At 59.7% G+C, this 19,251-nt stretch carries 16 protein-coding genes; 14 read left to right on the top strand and 2 right to left on the bottom strand.

Annotated elements, in window-relative coordinates; genetic code table 11:
* Position 1 precedes the first annotated feature (1 nt).
* The 7 genes from mraY (at position 2) to HQN82_RS08225 (ending at position 8,192) form a co-directional block, all read left to right on the top strand.
* Positions 2–1,102: a phospho-N-acetylmuramoyl-pentapeptide-transferase gene (mraY, locus tag HQN82_RS08255; RefSeq protein ID WP_003522196.1), complete on the top strand. Its 1,101-nt coding sequence runs from the start codon at positions 2–4 to the stop codon at positions 1,100–1,102.
* A 3-nt stretch (positions 1,103–1,105) separates the two neighbouring features.
* Entirely contained in the window at positions 1,106–2,515 is a 1,410-nt protein-coding gene (gene murD, locus HQN82_RS08250; protein WP_173614746.1) for a UDP-N-acetylmuramoyl-L-alanine--D-glutamate ligase, read from the top strand.
* 5 nt (positions 2,516–2,520) lie between these two features.
* Positions 2,521–3,675, top strand: a complete 1,155-nt coding sequence (gene ftsW / locus HQN82_RS08245) for a putative lipid II flippase FtsW (RefSeq protein WP_004442795.1) — start codon at positions 2,521–2,523, stop codon at positions 3,673–3,675.
* Between the two features lie 6 nt (positions 3,676–3,681).
* Positions 3,682–4,818: an undecaprenyldiphospho-muramoylpentapeptide beta-N-acetylglucosaminyltransferase gene (murG, locus tag HQN82_RS08240; protein ID WP_112553905.1), complete on the top strand. Its 1,137-nt coding sequence runs from the start codon at positions 3,682–3,684 to the stop codon at positions 4,816–4,818.
* Positions 4,815–6,230 carry a UDP-N-acetylmuramate--L-alanine ligase gene (murC, locus tag HQN82_RS08235; RefSeq protein WP_004442790.1) on the top strand — a complete coding sequence of 472 codons (1,416 nt, stop codon included), beginning with the start codon at positions 4,815–4,817 and terminating at the stop codon, positions 6,228–6,230. The genes murG and murC overlap by 4 nt, the downstream gene beginning before the upstream one ends.
* Positions 6,227–7,192 carry a UDP-N-acetylmuramate dehydrogenase gene (gene murB / locus HQN82_RS08230; protein ID WP_004442789.1) on the top strand — a complete coding sequence of 322 codons (966 nt, stop codon included), beginning with the start codon at positions 6,227–6,229 and terminating at the stop codon, positions 7,190–7,192. Before murC ends, murB begins: the two co-directional genes overlap by 4 nt.
* 193 nt (positions 7,193–7,385) lie before the next feature.
* Positions 7,386–8,192 (top strand): GGDEF domain-containing protein, encoded by an 807-nt coding sequence (locus HQN82_RS08225; RefSeq protein WP_112766568.1) that lies wholly within the window; start codon positions 7,386–7,388, stop codon positions 8,190–8,192.
* 90 nt (positions 8,193–8,282) lie between these two features.
* On the opposite strand, the gene HQN82_RS08220 is transcribed toward HQN82_RS08225, so the two are convergent.
* Together HQN82_RS08220 and HQN82_RS25660 are read right to left on the bottom strand one after the other, a co-directional pair.
* Entirely contained in the window at positions 8,283–9,587 is a 1,305-nt protein-coding gene (locus HQN82_RS08220) for an MFS transporter (protein WP_004442787.1), read from the bottom strand.
* 175 nt (positions 9,588–9,762) lie between these two features.
* The gene (locus HQN82_RS25660) at positions 9,763–9,891 is read right to left on the bottom strand and encodes a hypothetical protein (RefSeq protein WP_272955770.1); all 129 of its coding nucleotides are present in this window, start codon (positions 9,889–9,891) and stop codon (positions 9,763–9,765) included.
* A 236-nt stretch (positions 9,892–10,127) separates the two neighbouring features.
* Here HQN82_RS25660 and HQN82_RS08215 point away from each other — a divergent pair, with 236 nt between their 5' ends.
* From HQN82_RS08215 to recN, 7 genes are all read left to right on the top strand, one after another.
* The gene (locus HQN82_RS08215) at positions 10,128–11,054 is read left to right on the top strand and encodes a D-alanine--D-alanine ligase (protein WP_004442785.1); all 927 of its coding nucleotides are present in this window, start codon (positions 10,128–10,130) and stop codon (positions 11,052–11,054) included.
* Positions 11,042–11,974, top strand: coding sequence for a cell division protein FtsQ/DivIB (locus HQN82_RS08210; protein WP_022556596.1), 933 nt, complete (start codon positions 11,042–11,044; stop codon positions 11,972–11,974). The genes HQN82_RS08215 and HQN82_RS08210 overlap by 13 nt, the downstream gene beginning before the upstream one ends.
* Positions 11,971–13,302 carry a cell division protein FtsA gene (ftsA, locus tag HQN82_RS08205; RefSeq protein WP_004442783.1) on the top strand — a complete coding sequence of 444 codons (1,332 nt, stop codon included), beginning with the start codon at positions 11,971–11,973 and terminating at the stop codon, positions 13,300–13,302. Before HQN82_RS08210 ends, ftsA begins: the two co-directional genes overlap by 4 nt.
* 91 nt (positions 13,303–13,393) lie before the next feature.
* Positions 13,394–15,148, top strand: a complete 1,755-nt coding sequence (ftsZ, locus tag HQN82_RS08200; RefSeq protein WP_037089889.1) for a cell division protein FtsZ — start codon at positions 13,394–13,396, stop codon at positions 15,146–15,148.
* Between the two features lie 271 nt (positions 15,149–15,419).
* Complete coding sequence (gene lpxC / locus HQN82_RS08195) at positions 15,420–16,379, top strand: UDP-3-O-acyl-N-acetylglucosamine deacetylase (RefSeq protein ID WP_004442781.1); 960 nt, start codon at positions 15,420–15,422, stop codon at positions 16,377–16,379.
* 233 nt (positions 16,380–16,612) lie between these two features.
* Positions 16,613–17,479, top strand: a complete 867-nt coding sequence (locus tag HQN82_RS08190) for an outer membrane protein assembly factor BamD (RefSeq protein WP_006697761.1) — start codon at positions 16,613–16,615, stop codon at positions 17,477–17,479.
* A 15-nt stretch (positions 17,480–17,494) separates the two neighbouring features.
* Positions 17,495–19,168 (top strand): DNA repair protein RecN, encoded by a 1,674-nt coding sequence (recN, locus tag HQN82_RS08185; protein WP_004442779.1) that lies wholly within the window; start codon positions 17,495–17,497, stop codon positions 19,166–19,168.
* Positions 19,169–19,251: the final 83 nt, after the last annotated feature.

The following is a 19,251-nucleotide window of genomic DNA, read 5'->3' as shown; positions in this document are numbered from 1 at the left end:
TATGCTGATCTGGCTCGTCGAACTGTCGGATAAAATTCAAATCTTCAACCTGTTCCGGTACATCACCTTCCGGGCGGGGGCGGCGATGTTCACCTCTGCGTTGATCGTCTTCCTGTTTGGACCGGCCATCATCAATTCGCTGCGCGTGCGCCAGGGCAAAGGCCAGCCGATTCGCGCCGATGGGCCGCAGACGCATTTCAAGAAAGCCGGCACCCCGACCATGGGCGGCTTGATGATCCTCGCCGGCATTCTCGGCGGTTCGCTTCTGTGGGGCGACCTGTCGAACGTCTATGTCGTCGCCGTTCTAATGGTGACGCTTGGTTTCGGAGCCATCGGCTTCTATGACGATTATCTGAAAGTGACGAAACAGAGCGACAAGGGTTTTTCCGGCAAGGCTCGTCTCGGCATCGAATTCCTGATCGCGGCGATTGCCGTGTTCTTCATGATGAAGATGGCGCTCGCTTCCGCGCCGCATGGCGGCACGCTCGGCAGCTCCATCGCTTTTCCCTTTTTCAAGGAATTCGTGATCAATCTCGGTTATTTCTTCGTGCTCTTCGGTGCTTTCGTCATCGTCGGCGCGGGTAATGCGGTGAACCTGACCGACGGTCTTGATGGTCTCGCCATCGTGCCGGTCATGATCGCGGCCGCCACCTTCGGTGTGATCGCCTATCTCGCCGGTAACGCCGTTTTTGCCAATTACCTGCAGATCAATTTCGTGCCCGGCACGGGTGAACTCGCCGTTATTGTCGGCGCCGTCATCGGTGCCGGCCTCGGTTTTCTGTGGTTCAATGCGCCGCCCGCCGCCATCTTCATGGGCGATACGGGTTCGCTCGCGCTGGGTGGCCTGATCGGCTCCATCGCAGTCGCCACCAAGCACGAGATCGTCATGGTCATCGTCGGCGGTCTCTTCGTCATGGAAACCCTGTCGGTCATCATCCAGGTCTTCTGGTTCAAGCGCACCGGCAGGCGCGTCTTCCTGATGGCGCCGATCCATCACCATTTCGAGAAAAAGGGCTGGACGGAAAGCCAGGTGGTCATCCGTTTCTGGATCATTTCCGTTGGCCTCGCGCTGCTTGGCCTCGCCACCCTGAAGCTGAGGTAAGCGATGATCCCGGTCACGTCGTTCAAGGGTAAGAAAGTCGCTCTTTTCGGGCTCGGCGGTTCGGGTCTTGTCACGGCCCGGGCGCTGGTCGCCGGCGGTGCCGACGTCGTGGCTTTCGATGATAATCCTGACAGCGTTGCAAAGGCCGAGGCCGAGGGCATCAAGACGGCGGATCTCCACACGATTGACTGGTCGAGTTTCTCCTCCTTCGTGCTGGCACCGGGCGTGCCGCTGACGCATCCGAAGCCGCACTGGTCCGTCGATCTGGCGAAAGCCTCCGGCGTCGAGATCATCGGCGATATCGAGCTCTTTGTCCGTGAACGTCGTGCGCACGCGCCGGATTGCCCCTTCATTGCGATTACCGGGACCAACGGCAAGTCGACCACCACGGCGCTGATCGCACATATTCTGAAATCGGCTGGTCGCGATACGCAGCTTGGCGGCAATATCGGTACGGCGGTACTGAGCCTCGATCCGCCGAAGGCGGGACGCTTCTACGTTGTTGAGTGCTCATCCTACCAGATTGACCTGGCGCCCACGATCAATCCAACAGCCGGCATTCTTCTCAATCTCACCCCCGATCATCTCGACCGGCACGGTACGATGCAGCACTATGCCGACGTCAAGGAACGGCTTGTTGCCGGCAGCGGCACGGCGATTGTCGGTGTCGATGACAGCTACTCGACGCTGATTGCCGATCGCGTTGAGCGTGCCGGCGTCAGGGTCGAGCGCATTTCCAAGCGCAATGTTGTTTCCGAAGGTCTTTATGCCGAGGGCAGCCGCATCCTGCGGGCGCATGGGGGAACTTCGTCGTTACTGGTCGATCTCGACGGTATCCAGACGCTTCGCGGCAGCCACAATGCGCAAAATGCGGCGGCGGCAATTGCGGCCTGCCTTGCAGTCGGTGTTTCCGAGGATGAAGTTCGTGCAGGTCTCAAATCCTTCCCCGGCCTCAAGCATCGCATGCAGCCGGTTGGCCGACGCGGCAATGTCACCTTCGTCAATGACAGCAAGGCCACCAATGCCGATGCGGCGGCACCTGCGCTTTCGAGCTTTGACCGCATTTACTGGATCGCCGGCGGTCTGCCGAAGGCCGGCGGGATTGCCAGCCTTTCACCGCTTTTCCCGCGCATCGCAAAAGCTTATCTGATCGGCGAGGCGGCGGCGGAATTTGCAGCGACGCTCGGTGAAGCGGTGCCCTACGAAATATCCGGCACCCTGGACAAGGCCGTGCAGCATGCGGCGGCGGATGCGGAAAAAGACGCGACGCCCGGCAATATCGTGATGTTGTCCCCGGCTTGCGCAAGTTTCGATCAATATAAGAACTTTGAAGTGAGAGGTGATTCGTTTGTCGCGCAGGTCGCGGCGCTCGATGGCATGACGATGCTCGTTCACTCTGGAAAAGGGGGCTGAAGGCCATGGTAAGCCGAGTTGATCGCGGTCCGGTCGCGGAATGGTTCTGGACCATCGACCGTTTCTTTCTGGCGGCATTCATCGCGCTGATGGGCATCGGCCTGATGCTGTCCTTCGCGGCGTCGCCGGCCGTTGCCGAGCGTATCGGCCTCAACAGCTTCTTTTTTGTTGAGCGTCAGGCCATGTTCATGGTGCCATCGCTGGCGATCATGGTCGGCTTGTCCTTCCTGTCGCCGCGCCAGGTGCGCCGCGTGGCGGTCATCATGCTGATCGCCTCGCTGCTGATGATGATCTTTGCACTGTTCTTCGGCATCGAGGTGAAGGGCGCGCGGCGGTGGATTTCCATCGGCACTTTCTCGATTCAGCCGTCGGAATTCATGAAGCCGGCTTTCGTCATCGTCTGCGCATGGCTTTTTGCAGAGCGGGCGCGCCATCCGGAAATTCCGGGCAATCTCTTTGCGATCATCACCTTCGGAATCGTGGCCGCACTTCTCATCGCCCAGCCTGACTTCGGCCAGACGATCCTGACTTCCGTTGTCTGGGGCGGCATGTTCTTCATGGCGGGTGTGCCGTGGTTCTGGATCATCATGCTCGGTGGTCTCGGCGTCGGCGGCATCATCTCCGCCTACCTCATGCTGCCGCACGTGGCCGGCCGTATCGACCGTTTCTGGACGGGTGAGGGCGATACGTTCCAGGTGGACACGGCGCGTGAAGCGATCATTCGCGGCGACTGGTTCGGTCGCGGACCGGGTGAGGGTATCGTCAAGCGCATCATTCCCGATAGCCATACCGACTTCATCTTCTCGGTTGCAGCGGAAGAATTCGGCATCGTTTTCTGCATGTTCCTCGTCGCAATCTTCGCCTTCATCGTGCTGCGCGGCCTGTCGCACGCCTTCAAGGAAAAGGACGATTTCTGCCGCTTCGCCGTGGCTGGCCTTGTGCTGCAGATCGGCATGCAGTCGATGATCAATATCGGCGTCAATCTGGAACTGATGCCTGCCAAGGGCATGACCTTGCCGCTGATTTCCTATGGTGGTTCGTCAATGATGGCGATATGCGTGACCGCCGGTTTCCTTCTGGCATTGACACGCCACAGACCTGAAAAGCGGGCGCAGGAGCGGAGTTTCTTCCGCGTTGGTTCCGGCGTTCCCGCGGAGTAAACGATCATGAGCAAGGGTATTGTTCTTCTTGCCGCCGGTGGAACCGGCGGCCATGTGTTTCCGGCAGAAGCGCTGGCGCATACGCTGAAGGCACGCGGTTATCAGGTGCATCTCGTCACCGACAGTCGCGCCGAGCGTTATGCGGGCAAGTTTCCGGCAGATGAAATTCATGTGGTTCCGTCTGCCACCATCGGCTCCAAAAACCCAATTTCCGTGGCGGGTTCGCTCTGGAAGCTCTGGGTTGGCCTGCGCGCGGCGCGTCGGCTGGTCGCAAAACTGAAGCCGGTCGCGGTTGTCGGTTTCGGCGGCTATCCCACCGTGCCTCCGCTGCTGGCCTCCACCGGGCTTGGAGTGCCGTCGATCATTCACGAACAGAACGCCGTGATGGGCCGCGCCAACAAGGCACTTGCCGGGCGGGTAAAGGCAATTGCCGGCGGCTTCCTGCCGCCCGCCAATGGTCAATATTCCGAGAAGACCGTCGCGACCGGCAATCCGGTGCGCCCAGCGGTGCTGGCCGCCTCTGAAATACCCTACACCGCCTCGCAGACAGGCGAGCCTTTCCGGCTCGTTGTCTTTGGCGGCAGCCAGGGCGCACAGTTTTTCTCGAGCGCGGTACCCGCCGCAATCTGCCTCCTGAAAGACGAGCAGCGCAAGCGCATCGTCGTCACCCAGCAGGCGCGGCCGGAAGACAAGGACAGCGTCATCGCCTCCTACCAGAAGCTCGGCGTGAAGGCGGATGTTTCGCCCTTCTTCGGCGATATGGCGTCGCGTATCGGCGAGGCCGATCTGGTCATCAGCCGCTCGGGCGCTTCGACGGTATCGGAGCTTTCGGTGATCGGCCGTCCGTCGATCCTCGTGCCTTATCCGCACGCGCTGGATCATGATCAGGCGGCGAACGCGGCTGCGCTTTCGGCGGCGGGTGGGGCAAGCGTCATCAAGCAGGCGGAGCTCTCGCCGCAGAAGCTCTCTGGCCTGCTGTCCTCGGCGCTTGCCGAACCCGAGCGGCTTTCCGCAACGGCGGCGGCGGCGAAGGCAACCGGCAAACCGCACGCGGCGGATGTGCTGGCCGATCTGGTGGAGGCGATTGCCTCCGGCCGGTCCGTACAGGAATTCAAGAAGAATATTGAAGGAGTTGGGGCATGAAGATGCCGAAAGCCATAGGCCTTGTGCATTTCATCGGCATAGGCGGGATCGGCATGAGCGGCATTGCCGAAGTGCTTCACAATCTCGGCCACCGGGTGCAGGGATCGGACCAGGCCGACAGCGCCAATGTGCAGCGTCTGCGTGACAAGGGCATCGAGGTTTTTGTGGGCCACACGGCTGACAATATCGGCGATGCAGAGGTCGTCGTCGTTTCGACCGCGATCAAGAAGAACAATCCGGAGCTCGTCGCCGCGCGGGAAAAGCACCTGCCGATCGTGCGCCGCGCGGAAATGCTGGCCGAGCTGATGCGCTTCCGTAACGCGATCGCCATCGGCGGCACGCACGGCAAAACGACGACGACCTCCATGGTCGCCACGCTCTTGGAAGCCGGCAATCTCGACCCGACCGTCATTAATGGCGGCATTATCAATGCCTATGGCACCAATGCCCGCATGGGTGAGGGTGAGTGGATGGTGGTGGAGGCCGACGAGTCCGACGGCACTTTCCTGAAGCTGCCGGCCGACGTCGCCGTCATCACCAATATCGATCCGGAACATCTCGACCATTACGGCAATTTCGATGCCGTACGCGCCGCATTCCGTCAGTTCGTCGAGAATGTGCCTTTCTACGGTTTCGGCGTCATGTGCCTCGATCATCCCGAAGTACAGGCATTGGTTGGCCGGATCGAGGACCGCAAGGTCATCACATATGGCGAGAACCCGCAGGCCGACGTGCGGTTTTCGAATGTCCGCATCGATGGTACGCGCTCGGTCTTCGACGTGGAAATCCGCCGTCGCCGCACCGGCAAGATTTTCTCTTTCAAGGACCTCGTCCTGCCGATGCCCGGCCGCCATAACGTTTCGAATGCGACAGCGGCAATCGCGGTTGCCAATCGTCTCGGCATCTCGGAAGCCGACATCAAGAAGGGGCTTGCCTCCTTCGGTGGTGTCAAGCGACGTTTCACGCTGACGGGCGAAGCCAACGGGGTGCAGGTTTTTGACGATTACGGTCACCACCCGGTCGAGATCAAGGCCGTGCTGAAGGCGGCGCGGGAAGCCTGCAAGGGCCGCATCATCGCCGTGCACCAGCCCCACCGCTACAGCCGTCTTTCGAGCCTGTTTGATGATTTCGCGCATTGTTTCAACGATGCCGATACGATTCTTCTTGCTCCGGTTTATGCAGCGGGCGAAGATCCCATCGAAGGCGCAAGCTCCGAAGCGCTGGTTTCGGCCATCAAGGCCGCTGGCCACCGTGACGCGCGTTTCCTCGAAAAGCGGGAGGACCTTGCGTCACAGGTCGCAGCCATTGCGAATCCGGGTGATTTCGTGGTTCTCTTGGGGGCTGGGAATATCACGCAATGGGCAGCGTCGCTGCCTTCGGAATTGAAGAGCATATCAGGAAAGTCTGAATGAGACAGGTCGATGGGGTTAAATTGCTGGGGAGGCTCGGCGACGGGGTAAAGGAATTGCGGGGACGTCTGACACCGGATGCGCCTATGGACCGCGTGACGTGGTTCAGAGCCGGCGGTCTTGCGGAGGTGATGTTCCAGCCGCACGATACGGATGATCTGATTGCCTTCCTGAAAATTCTGCCGGAAGATGTGCCGCTGACCGTGGTTGGCGTCGGCTCGAACCTTCTGGTGCGTGACGGCGGTATTCCGGGCGTGGTCGTGCGCCTGTCCGCCAAGGGCTTCGGCCAGGTGGAGCTTGCCGGTGAAAACCGCATCAAGGCGGGCGCGATCTGCCCGGACAAGCATATTGCAGCCATGGCCATGGATAATGGCATTGGCGGCTTCCACTTCTATTACGGCATTCCGGGCTCCATCGGCGGAGCGCTGCGCATGAATGCGGGCGCAAACGGCGGCGAGACGCGTGAACGTGTTGTGGAAGTCTATGCGGTCGACCGTCAGGGCAACCAGCATGTGCTTTCCAATGCCGATATGGGCTACAGCTATCGCCATTCCGGCGCCGACGCTGGCCTGATCTTCACCGGTGCGCTCTTCGAGGGCTATCCCGAGGACAAGGCGAAAATCCGCGCCGATATGGATGCGGTGCGTCATCACCGCGAAACCGTGCAGCCGATCCGCGAACAGACCGGCGGCTCGACCTTCAAGAACCCCGAAGGTCATTCCGCATGGGAGCTTATCGATGAGGCGGGCGGTCGTGGTCTTGTGATCGGCGGCGCGCAGATGTCATCACTGCATTGCAATTTCATGATCAATACCGGCCATGCGACCGGTTACGATCTGGAATATCTGGGCGAAACCATCCGCAAGCGCGTGTTTGACAAATCGGGCATCCGGCTGGAATGGGAAATCAAGCGCCTGGGGTTGTTCATGCCGGGCCGCGAAGTTGAGCCTTTCCTCGGGGCCTGATACCAAACCCTCGCTCTATCTAGAAAGATACTAATATTGATCGGCCGTTTCGCTTATCGTAACGGTCGATCAATATTTTTTGCTATACTGTCAGGAAGGAAAACTTCGGCGGGCGAGACTAAATATCGACCCGCGATATTAAATACTTTTTATTTGGGAATGTTAGCGCATCGGTGACTTAGGCAATTTTGATATGATGTTGGGTCTTTGGAAAAAACAGATCAAAATGATTAGTTTTTCGGTAGCGGCGCAAGGCCGCCGGCGCCTTGAGCCACTGGAATTCTCCATTCGTATTGCATGCCTTGTGACGATCATCGTGGTCCTGATGTGCACGGGGGGCCTGTCTCTCTTAGCAAAACTCGGGTTCGTGACGGATCTCGTCAACGGTCTATTTTTAAGCGTAACGCTAGGGAGCGCTGTCGCTTTTACGGTGACGTTCCTCGTCAGTTGGCTGAATGCAAAGGAAGTTCAGCTTCTTGCACAGTCGCACGAACGCTTTCTGCATCTAAGCCATACCGACGCATTGACCGGCTTGAGCAACCGGCTTGGCCTCTATGCAGCCTGCGCCGAACTTGGCAGCGACTATTGCGTTGCCTTTCTGGACATTGATCACTTCAAATCCGTGAACGACACTTACAGCCATCTCGTCGGCGATCTTGTCATTTCAAGGGTCGCCCGCACGATAAGGGAGCATTTCGATGCTGACGCGCATGTCGCCCGCCTGGGCGGCGAGGAGTTCGTGGTCGTGCAGGAAATTGGCAGGCTGGCATTTACGCAGATGTGCGAGAAGGTTCGCGCGGCGATCGCTACCACGCCCGTGGAATACCAGGATCTACAGATCCCGGTCACGATTTCCATCGGGGTGGCTTTCCGCGGTGATGCCGAAATCTTCGACAAGGTCATGCACGATGCCGATCTGGCGCTTTATCGGGCAAAGGGAGGCGGGCGCAACCGCGTCTGCTTGACCAGATATGTCGAGCGGCGTCAGGCTGTCGCGTGAAGGTTGAAGAAGTCAGATAAAGATCAAGTCGGATAAAAAAAAGCCCGCGAAACTAAAGTTTCGCGGGCTTCTTTGATCGCTGGTCCGGGTTCAGACTTCGTCCTTGCGGGACAGAAGAATGCAGGCCAGCGTGATGAGGGCGGATACGCAGAGGTAATAGCCGACATAGCCCATGCCGTAGTTCACCTGCAGCCACGTGGCGATGTAAGGCGCCAGCGACGCGCCGAAGATGCCGGCCATGTTGAAGGTGATGGAAGAGCCGGTATAGCGGACGCGGGTCGGGAAGGGGGCGGCGAGCGCCGTTCCGATCAGGCCGTAGGTCATGCCCATCAGCATCATCGCCAGAGCTGCGAAGACGAAGATCGAGCCTTCGCTGCCGGTCATCAGGCCGGGCAGCAGGAAGGAAAACAGGCCGATCAGCACTGTCGTCAGGATCAGAATTTCGCGGCGACCGAATTTTTCCGCAAGCTTGCCTGCGATCGGAATGAAGATACCGAAAACGACGGAGCCGAGGATCTGCACTTCCAGCGCGTCGAGGAACGGAATTTTCAGGACCTTGACGTTGTAGGAGAGCAGATAGGCTGTGCCGATGTAGAAGAGCACGAAGGTGGCGAGCGCCACAAAGGTGCCGAGCACGAGGCTGCGCTTGTGGTTGCGGAACAGTTCCGCAACCGGCACGGCCACACGTTCTTCCTTTTCGATGGCCTTCTGGAAGTCGGGCGTTTCGGTGATCGACAGGCGAACCCACATGCCGACCGCGATCAGGATGATCGAGGCGACGAAGGGAATGCGCCAGCCCCAGCTGAGAAGCGCTTCCTGCGACATGAAGTGCAGCAGGATCCAGAACACGCCTGACGAGAGGAACAGGCCGACGGGTGCGCCAAGCTGCGGGAACATGCCGTACCAGCTGCGCTTGCCGGGAGGGGCGTTTTCCGTCGCGAGCAGGACGGCACCGCCCCATTCGCCACCAAGACCGAAGCCCTGGCCGAAGCGGCAAAGTGCGAGCAGCAGCGGCGCCAGAACGCCGGCCGTCTCATAGGACGGCAGCAGGCCGATCACGACCGTCGAGACACCCATGGTCAGCAGCGCCGCGACAAGCGTCGTCTTGCGGCCAACGCGGTCGCCATAGTGGCCGAAGACCACGGCGCCGAGGGGGCGGGCGAAAAAGGCGATGGAGAAAGTTGCGAAAGACGCCAGAAGCGCCGTCATCGGATCATTGTTCGGGAAGAACAATGTCGGGAACACGAGCACTGCGGCCGTGGCATAAACGTAGAAATCGAAAAACTCGATGGTCGTACCGACCAGACTGGCAGTGAGAACTCGTGCAGGCGAATTTGTCTTTACAGCGTTCGAATTGTCAGCGGTCGGCGATACCGGAGATATCGCGTCGGTCATGGTATTGGTTCCATTTTGGATGATTGCAATGTCATGCCTTGGGAGGCGACATCTGCGTTAACGCAATTTTTGTTCTTATGGAATGCTAAAAAAGAAATAATGCAGATAATGTGATCCATCAGGGCGACACGTGTGGTCACGGCCTCGGAGAATGTTTGTCGATTGAGAGACTGATTCAGGCCGCGGTTTTAAAACCCTGAAACCGCAGATAATTTGCCTGGGGAATAATGCTGTCTGTTAACGTTTCGGCCTTGCCTTTGTCGTGCAGCAGCAGACGCGCCGGCGTCGTTTTATTTCCGATCATTGAAAACCTGCATGTTGCATTCCGCCCAACTCTCTGATTCCAAGGAGGGAATTCGGATCAATGCTGATTCTTTAACAAACTCGGCATGTTGGGCGCGGCGGTTAACGAAAGTAAACGATTCATTAACCTTAATGGCGTTTAACTGGTCTCAAGGGTCATGTGCCAGAATCACCGTTCGTGAAATCCGGTCGGTTAGGAGCGTGGTCCGTAACGGAGAGTTGGTGTCAGAGGTATCGATGAGCGGCAAGCACGTAGCTGTTCTTATGGGTGGATTTTCGTCGGAGCGGCCGGTCAGCCTGTCGTCGGGCAACGCTTGCGCGCAGGCTCTGGAAGACGAGGGCTACAAGGTCACCCGTGTCGATGTCGGCCGCGATGTCGCCGCCGTGCTTGATGCGCTGCGCCCGGACGTCGCTTTCAACGCGCTGCATGGGCCCTTCGGCGAAGACGGCACCATTCAGGGCATCCTCGAATATCTCGCCATTCCCTATACCCATTCCGGCGTGCTCGCCTCGGCGCTTGCCATGGACAAGGCGCAGGCCAAGAAGGTTGCTGCTGCTGCCGGCATTCCTGTCGCCGCCGAGCGAGTCATGAACCGCTTCGATTTCACCAGCGAACATCCGCTGGCGCCGCCTTATGTGGTGAAGCCGGTGCGTGAAGGCTCGAGCTTCGGCGTCGTTATCGTCAAGGAAGATCAGTCGCACCCGCCGCAGATCCTCACGTCCTCTGAATGGAAATACGGCGACCATGTTATGGTCGAGCGTTATATCCATGGGCGCGAACTGACCTGCGGGGTGCTCGACGGCGAGGCGTTGGGCGTCACCGAAGTGGTGCCGCTCGGTCACAATTTCTATGATTACGATGCGAAATACGCTGCTGGTGGCTCGAAACATGTCATTCCTGCAGAAATTTCACCGAAAATTTACCAAAAAATTCAAACACTGGCGGTTATGGCGCATCGGGCGATCGGGTGCCGTGGCGTAAGCCGTTCAGACTTTCGTTACGACGACCGTTTCTCAGAAGATGGCGAAGTTATCTGGCTTGAAGTGAATACACAGCCGGGCATGACGCCGACCTCCCTGGTGCCTGAAATGGCGGCCCATGCTGGCCGCTCCTTTGGTAACCTTGTCAGCTGGATGGTGGAGGACGCTTCGTGTTTGCGGTGATCGGCAAAAAGTCGACGGCAAAAAAGCGCGAGCAATTCGCGGCGGCGGCCAGTGCCGACGATCGCATGGTGTTGCCGCGTCCGCTGCGTCGCGTCGTGCGTTTCGGCGTCAGCCTTGCGACCGGACGTATCCACATTCCCGCCCATACCGGTACGATTGCGGCCGTCGCCTTTTATGCGGCGACCGGACTTTATGGCATGTCACTCGGCGGCCATACGAATATCGTCACGCAGGCAACGACCTCGGCGGCCGGTTTCGCCGTTGAGGACGTGAAGGTCTCCGGCAACCTGCAGACCTCCGAAATCGATGTCTTCCAGCTTCTCGGTCTCGATGGCAGCACGTCCCTGATCGCGCTCGACATCGACGCCGCGCGCCGCAAGCTGGTGCAGCTTCCCTGGGTTGAGGATGTCGATATCCGCAAGATCTATCCGAAGACGGTCGAGGTTCGTCTGAAGGAGCGTGAGGCTTTCGGCATCTGGCAGCACGGCTCGGAACTGTCGCTGATCGAAAAGAGCGGCAGTGTCATCGCGCCGCTGCGTGACAACAAGTTTGCCTCGCTGCCGCTTTTCGTCGGCCGCGACGCGGAAACCGGTGCTGCCGGTTTCGTCGAGCAGCTGGCTGACTGGCCGGAAATCCGCAGCCGCGTCCGAGCCTACGTGCGTATCGCCGGCCGCCGCTGGGACCTGCATCTCGACAACGGCATCGTCGTCAAGCTGCCAGAAGAAAACCTGCCGCAGGCGCTGCAATTGCTCGCGCGGCTCGATCTGGAAGAGAAAGTTCTGTCGCGCGATGTCGCTGCCGTGGACCTGCGCCTGTCCGACCGTACGACGATCCAGCTGACCGAAGGTGCCGCCGAACGCCGCCAGGCTGCCGTCGATGCGCGCACCAAGGCTCTCAAGAAAGCGGAGAAGAACACATGAGCTTTTTCGGTTCTTCCCATTTCGGTCTGCCTCGTCTGAAGCCGCTTTCTTCCAAGCGCAGCCACATCGTTTCGGTGCTCGACATCGGCTCGACCAAGGTCGTGTGCATGATCGGCCGGCTGACGCCCCGTCAGGAAAGCGAAATCCTGCCTGGCCGCACCCACAAGGTCGAAATCATCGGCATCGGCCACCAGCGTTCGCGCGGCGTGAAGTCTGGCGTGATTGCTGACCTCGACGCGCTGGAAGGCGTCATTCGTCTTTCAGTCGATGCGGCTGAGCGCATGGCGGGCCTGACCGTCGACAGCCTGATCGTCAATGTTTCGGCAGGAAGACTAGCAAGCGATATCTACACCGCGAGCATCGATCTCGGCGGGCAGGAAGTGGAAGCAAGCGATCTGCGCAAGGTTCTGGTGGCGGCAAGCCAGCAGTCCATGCGTCAGGACCGGGCGATCCTGCATTCGCTGCCGACGGGCTATTCGCTGGATGGCGAGCGCGGTATCCGCGATCCGCTGTCGATGTACGGCGATCTTCTCGGCGTTGACATGCATGTGGTGACTGTCGAACGCACGGCGCTGAAGAACCTCGAACTTTGCGTCAACCGCGCGCATCTTTCCGTCGAGGGCATGGTGGCGACGCCCTATGCCAGCGGTCTTGCCGCACTGGTGGACGATGAAGTCGAACTCGGCTGCGCCGCCATCGACATGGGCGGCGGCACGACGACGATCTCGGTTTTTGCCGAGGGCCGGCTCATCCATACGGACGCGATCGGCCTTGGCGGCCATCACGTCACGACAGATCTTGCACGAGGCCTCTCGACACGAATCGAAGATGCGGAGAGACTGAAGGTGGTGCATGGTTCGGCTTTGCTGAATGGCGCGGATGAGCGCGACATGATTTCGATCCCGCCGATTGGCGAAGATGATCGCGATCAACCATCGCAAGTTTCAAGAGCATTGGTTACCCGCATCGTGCGGGCACGTATCGAAGAGACGCTGGAATTGATCCGTGATCGTATCCAGAAGTCCGGCTTCAGCCCCATCGTCGGCAAGCGCGTCGTCCTGACCGGCGGCGCGAGCCAGCTGACGGGGCTGCCGGAAACGGCGCGGCGCATTCTTGCCCGCAACGTTCGCATCGGCCGCCCCATGGGCGTGGCTGGTCTTCCGGTCGCGGCAAAGGGCCCGGCATTTTCAACCGCCTGCGGACTGATGATCTATCCGCAGGTGGCGGACATCGAAATTCATGCGGCGCAAGGCGGAATGTTCTCGCCGTTTGGTAACGGTAGCGGCCGGATAGCCCGGGTGGGGCAATGGCTGAAAGAGAGTTTTTGAGTAGCCTCGGGGCGCAAGCCGGAGGTTTCAGAGTTGAGTTTCAAGAATCGGCCAGCGGGGCGATGCGGCCAGAGAAAGAAGGAATGTTAAAATGACGATACAGCTGCAGAAGCCTGATATCACAGAGCTGAAGCCACGCATCACCGTCTTCGGTGTCGGTGGCGGTGGTGGTAACGCTGTCAACAACATGATCACGGCTGGCCTCCAGGGCGTCGACTTCGTTGTCGCCAACACGGATGCCCAGGCGCTGACCATGACGAAGGCAGATCGGGTCATTCAGCTCGGCGTCAACGTCACTGAAGGTCTCGGCGCCGGTTCCCAGCCGGAAGTCGGGCGCGCTGCCGCTGAAGAATGCATCGACGAGATCATCGATCACCTTAACGGCACGCATATGTGCTTCGTCACCGCCGGCATGGGCGGCGGCACCGGCACCGGTGCTGCTCCCGTCGTCGCGCAGGCTGCGCGCAACAAGGGCATCCTGACGGTTGGCGTCGTCACCAAGCCTTTCCACTTCGAAGGCGGCCGCCGCATGCGTCTTGCCGAACAGGGCATCGAGGAACTGCAGAAGTCCGTCGATACGCTGATCGTCATTCCGAACCAGAACCTCTTCCGTATTGCCAATGACAAGACGACCTTTGCGGACGCCTTCGCCATGGCCGACCAGGTTCTCTATTCCGGCGTTGCCTGCATTACCGACCTGATGGTGAAGGAAGGTCTCATCAACCTCGACTTCGCCGACGTCCGTTCGGTCATGCGCGAAATGGGCCGCGCGATGATGGGCACCGGCGAGGCTTCCGGTCCGGGCCGCGCAATGCAGGCTGCGGAAGCGGCGATCGCCAACCCGCTGCTCGACGAAACCTCGATGAAGGGTGCGCAGGGCCTCTTGATCTCCATCACCGGCGGTCGCGACCTCACCCTGTTCGAAGTCGACGAAGCTGCGACCCGTATTCGCGAAGAAGTTGATCCGGATGCGAACATCATCCTCGGCGCAACCTTCGATGAAGCGCTTGAAGGCCTCATCCGCGTCTCCGTCGTTGCAACCGGCATTGACCGCGTTGCAGGCGTCGGCGAACAGAACGTTGCCGAAATGCGCGCCGCAGCCGCCGCTGCAAAGCCGCTTATCCGTCCTTCCGCGGCCGTTGCTCCCGCTCCGGCCGCAGCACAGCCTGCCGCAGTTTCGCAGGCACCGAAGGCCGTAGACCCGATCGCCCAGACCATCCGTTCGGCAGAAGCCGAAATGGAACGTGAACTCGGTTTTGCCGCACACCAGCAGCCGGCCCAGGACTTCCGTCCGCAGAGCAAGCTGTTCGCATCCTCTCCGGCTGAAGCACCGGCGGCACTTCGTCCGGCCCAGCCGGTTCAGCAGGCCGCTCCGGCTCCGGTTGCTCCGGCACCGGTCTATCACGCTCCGGAACAGCATGCTGCTCCGGCACCGCGCATGCAGCAGCCGCAGGCTCCTGTCTATCAGGAACCTGCACCGGTTGCCCGTCAGCCTGAGCCGGTTCGCATGCCGAAGGTCGAAGACTTCCCGCCGGTCGTGAAGGCCGAGCTGGACCACCGCACCCATGCCGCTCCTGCTGCCCAGGAAGAGCGTGGCCCGATGGGTCTTCTGAAGCGCATCACCAACTCGCTTGGTCGCCGCGAAGAAGAAGAAGTTCCTTCCGACATGATGGATGCGCCGAGCATGGCGCCGCAGCGCCGCGCACCGCTTTCGCCGGAAGCAAGCCTCTACGCACCGCGTCGCGGCCAGCTCGACGATCACGGCCGTGCAACGCCTGCATCGTCCAGCCACCACGATGATGACCAGCTGGAAATCCCGGCCTTCCTGCGCCGCCAGTCCAACTGAGGGCGATTCCATTAGCCTCTCGAAACGCCCGGATCCGACGATCCGGGCGTTTTGTTTATTTTACGTTATTAACACTAAATTAATTAGCGTTGTCAGCTACTTACGCATGTAACAATCCGAAACGAACAGTGATTTGTCGTGGCACGTACATGTGCGTATGTATGAGGCTGGGTAAAGGAACAGACTGACTTCGCCGGTCGTTAAAACCCGGCTTGAAAACTTGAACGGCGCTGGCCCCAAGCGGCGCGGTTTGCAAAAAAGGCATACACTAATGACTATCGGACTGCTCGGATTTCAGACAACTATCGCACATGCCGTTCAGCTTAAAGGCATTGGCGTGCATTCCGGCAATCCGGTCTCGATGACGTTCCAGCCCGCAGAAGCTGGAACGGGCATCGTCTTCCATCGCCTCCATGACAATGGCAGCGTCACCGAGCTGAAGGCAGTGTCTGCCAATGTCGGGAATACCGATCTGTGCACCGTGCTTGGCCGTTCGCTTTCCCAGTCAGTAGCGACGATCGAGCATGTCATGGCCGCCATCTACGCCATGGGCCTCGACAACCTTGTCGTCGAGGTAGACGGTCCGGAAGCGCCGATCATGGATGGCAGCTCTGCTCCCTTCATTGAAGCGATCGAATCGGTCGGCATCAAGAATCTTGGCGTGAAGCGCCGCTATATCAGGGTCACCAAGCCGGTGCGTATCGATTCGGGTGCGTCCTGGGCGGAGTTCCGTCCCTATGATGGTACGCGCTTCGAGGTCGACATCGATTTCGACACGCCGCTGATCGGCAAGCAGTCCTGGAAGGGTGACCTGACGGCAGAGACGTTCAAGAACGAACTGTCGCGTGCCCGTACTTTCGGCTTCATGCGTGATGTCGAGCGCCTTTGGGCCGCCGGTTATGCACTGGGCTCCTCACTTGAGAATTCGGTTGTCATTTCCGACGACAACAGCGTCATCAACATGGAAGGCCTGCGTTACGCCAAGGACGAGTTCGTCCGCCACAAGACGCTTGACGCGGTGGGCGACCTGGCACTTGCGGGCGCTCAGTTCATCGGTTGCTACCGTTCTTATCGCGGTGGTCACAAGGTCAATGCCAATGCGCTGAAGGCCCTGCTGAGCGACCGTACGGCTTACGAGATCGTAGAGGCTCCGGCCGCACGCAACCAGATGGTGCGCGCCCGCGAATTTGTGGCCGTCAATATGCCCGAATTCGCGCCCTGGTCCGCATAAGGTCTTTTGAAGGCTATCAATTGACAGAAAAAGCCGCTCCTTCGGGGCGGCTTTTTCGTGAGACGGAGCAGGAAGTTGCAAATTATCGCCGGATAATCGTGCGATTGCATGGGGTGATGCCATAAAAATGCGTTAATGCGTCATCATTGCGTTGCCCTGCGGATGCTTTTATGGCTAGAACGCCAATACAAAGCCGATGCTTATGTATTTGCGCGGGAAGTGGGAACTGTCGAATGAAGCATGTAGGGTCTGGTGCAATGAAGGGTACGATGCGGGGGATCGCCGTTTCGTTGATGTTGGTCGGCGCGAGCGTCGTCGTCACTGCCTGCCAGTCCGATCCGGATATCGACATCACCAAGCTTGGCGTGGAGACCGATCCGCCTGACGTTCTGTACAAGCAAGCGCTGGCGAACATGAACAAAGGCAATATGACGGAAGCCTCACGCAAGTTCGAGGCGATCGACAAGCAGTACCCCTTCACCGAATGGGGCCAGAAGGCGCTTGTCATGCAGACCTTCATTGCCACGCGCACCAACAAGAACGATGTGGCAATCACCACCGGTAGCCGTTTCCTGCGGCAATATCCCCGTTCCAAGGATGCCGCTTACGTTCAGTACATGATCGGTCTTGCCTATTCGAAGCAGATTTCCGACGTCACGCAGGACCAGCGCGCCGCGCAGCGCACAGTTGAGGCGATGAACAAGGTCGTCAACGATTATCCCGATTCGGAATATGTCGCGGATGCGCAGGCCAAGATCCGTTTCGCCCGCGATCAGCTTGCCGGCCGCGAAATGCAGGTCGGTCGTTATTACCTTGAGCGCAAGGAATATCTCGCCGCCGTTTCGCGTTTCCGCATCGTCGTCGAGCAGTACCAGAACACCAACCAGATCGAGGAAGCGCTGGCGCGTCTGACGGAAGCCTATTACGCGATGGGCCTGGTGGACGAAGCGCAGACTGCGGCTGCCGTTCTCGGCAACAACTATCCCGACAGCCAATGGTATGCGGATTCCTACAAGCTGCTGAAGGGCCAGGGCCTGGAGCCGCGTGAGAATAAGGGGTCCTGGATTTCGCGCGCCGGCAAGAAGCTCATCGGCGCCTGAGACGGGGCATAGGCCATGCTGGTCCAGCTCTCAATTCGCGATATCGTTCTCATCGAAAGGCTCGACCTCGGTTTCGAGGCGGGCCTTTCCGTGTTGACGGGCGAGACGGGTGCGGGCAAATCCATTCTTCTCGATAGTCTCTCGCTGGCGCTTGGCGGCCGCGGCGATGGCGGCCTTGTGCGCCACGGGGAGGAAAAGGGGCAGGTCACCGCGACTTTCGAGGTGCCGAACAATCATCCGACACGGCTTCTCCTGCGCGAAAACGGTCTCGATGACGATGGCGACCTGATTTTCCGCCGCGTGCAATCTTCCGACGGGCGCACCAAGGCCTATATCAACGACCAGGCCATCAGCGTGCAGATGATGCGCCAGCTTGGTCAGATGCTGGTCGAGATTCACGGCCAGCATGATGATCGTGCGCTTGTCGATACGGATGCGCACCGCACGCTGCTGGATGCCTTTGCCGGGCTGAGCGAAGAGGCTCGCGCTGTTCAGGCATTCTATCGCACCTGGAAAGATGCTGACCGGGCCTTAAAGACGCATCGCGCAAAAGTCGAGGCTGCGGCGCGAGAGGCGGATTACCTGCGCTCTTCCGTCGAGGAATTGGAAACTCTTTCACCGCGCGATGGCGAGGAGGATGAACTGGCCGAACGCCGGGCGGTGATGCAAAAATCCGAACGCATCGCTGGCGATATTGCTGAAGCCAGCGAATTTCTGAACGGCAATGCTTCGCCCGTGCCTGTCATAGCATCCATGATGCGGCGTCTGGAGCGCAAGAGCCACGAGGCTCCCGGGCTGCTGGAAGACACCGTGCAATTGCTGGATGCCGCGCTGGACAATCTTTCCAATGCGCAGATGGAAGTGGAAGCGGCGCTGCGCCGCACAGAATTCGATCCGCGCGAGCTGGAGCGGGTGGAGGAGCGGCTGTTCGCGTTGCGCGCCGCCGGACGCAAATATAATGTCGCCGTGCCAGACCTCCCCGCTCTCGCCGAAAAAATGGTGGCCGATCTCGCCGATCTCGACGCCGGCGAAGAAAAGCTTGGCAAGCTCGAGGCCAATCTTGGCGTCGTGAAGGCTGATTTTGACCGTGCCGCGCAGTCGCTTTCCGACAAACGCCGCAATGCAGCGGAAGCGCTTTCCAACGCTGTCATGGCCGAGCTTCCGGCGTTGAAGCTGGAGCGGGCGCGGTTTACCGTCGAGGTCACCTCCGATCCCGAGCAGGCGACGGCCGACGGCATCGATACGGTGGAATTCCACGTGCAGACCAACCCGGGCACGCGCCCAGGGCCGATCATGAAGGTCGCATCAGGCGGCGAATTGTCCCGCTTCCTGCTGGCGCTGAAAGTGGCGCTGGCGGATCGCGGTTCGGCACCGACCCTGGTGTTCGACGAAATCGACACGGGTGTCGGTGGCGCGGTGGCGGATGCCATCGGCCAGCGGCTGCGCCGCCTGTCCAAAACCGTGCAGGTCCTTTCCGTCACCCATGCGCCGCAGGTGGCGGCACGGGCGGCGACCCATCTTCTCATTTCAAAGGGTCCGTCCGGCGATGGAAGCGAGCGTATCGCCACGCGCGTCGCCACGATGGAGCCGCAGCACCGCACCGAAGAGATCGCCCGTATGCTTGCTGGCGCGTCCGTGACGGACGAGGCGAGGGCTGCTGCCGCTCGTCTTCTCGCGGCCAAGGACTGACCCTTCGCGGCAATGCCAGTGCAGTGCCTTTCGGCATTGTGAGCTCAGCGGCAAAACTGTTTTTAATGTTTGTTATTTCGGCT

The sequence above is a fragment of the Agrobacterium pusense genome (assembly GCF_013285525.1).
GTDB lineage: Bacteria > Pseudomonadota > Alphaproteobacteria > Rhizobiales > Rhizobiaceae > Agrobacterium > Agrobacterium pusense.
This window is presented reverse-complemented; position numbering and strand designations above follow the sequence as displayed.

Bases quoted from the DNA above. Each gene is read 5' to 3' on its own strand.
- mraY (WP_003522196.1), top strand. From the start codon at position 2: ATGCTGATCTGGCTCGTCGAACTGTCGGATAAAATTCAAATCTTCAAC.
- murD (WP_173614746.1), top strand. From the start codon at position 1,106: ATGATCCCGGTCACGTCGTTCAAGGGTAAGAAAGTCGCTCTTTTCGGG.
- ftsW (WP_004442795.1), top strand. From the start codon at position 2,521: ATGGTAAGCCGAGTTGATCGCGGTCCGGTCGCGGAATGGTTCTGGACC.
- murG (WP_112553905.1), top strand. From the start codon at position 3,682: ATGAGCAAGGGTATTGTTCTTCTTGCCGCCGGTGGAACCGGCGGCCAT.
- murC (WP_004442790.1), top strand. From the start codon at position 4,815: ATGAAGATGCCGAAAGCCATAGGCCTTGTGCATTTCATCGGCATAGGC.
- murB (WP_004442789.1), top strand. From the start codon at position 6,227: ATGAGACAGGTCGATGGGGTTAAATTGCTGGGGAGGCTCGGCGACGGG.
- HQN82_RS08225 (WP_112766568.1), top strand. From the start codon at position 7,386: ATGATGTTGGGTCTTTGGAAAAAACAGATCAAAATGATTAGTTTTTCG.
- HQN82_RS08220 (WP_004442787.1), bottom strand. From the start codon at position 9,587: ATGACCGACGCGATATCTCCGGTATCGCCGACCGCTGACAATTCGAAC.
- HQN82_RS25660 (WP_272955770.1), bottom strand. From the start codon at position 9,891: ATGATCGGAAATAAAACGACGCCGGCGCGTCTGCTGCTGCACGACAAA.
- HQN82_RS08215 (WP_004442785.1), top strand. From the start codon at position 10,128: ATGAGCGGCAAGCACGTAGCTGTTCTTATGGGTGGATTTTCGTCGGAG.
- ftsA (WP_004442783.1), top strand. From the start codon at position 11,971: ATGAGCTTTTTCGGTTCTTCCCATTTCGGTCTGCCTCGTCTGAAGCCG.
- ftsZ (WP_037089889.1), top strand. From the start codon at position 13,394: ATGACGATACAGCTGCAGAAGCCTGATATCACAGAGCTGAAGCCACGC.
- lpxC (WP_004442781.1), top strand. From the start codon at position 15,420: ATGACTATCGGACTGCTCGGATTTCAGACAACTATCGCACATGCCGTT.
- HQN82_RS08190 (WP_006697761.1), top strand. From the start codon at position 16,613: ATGAAGCATGTAGGGTCTGGTGCAATGAAGGGTACGATGCGGGGGATC.
- recN (WP_004442779.1), top strand. From the start codon at position 17,495: ATGCTGGTCCAGCTCTCAATTCGCGATATCGTTCTCATCGAAAGGCTC.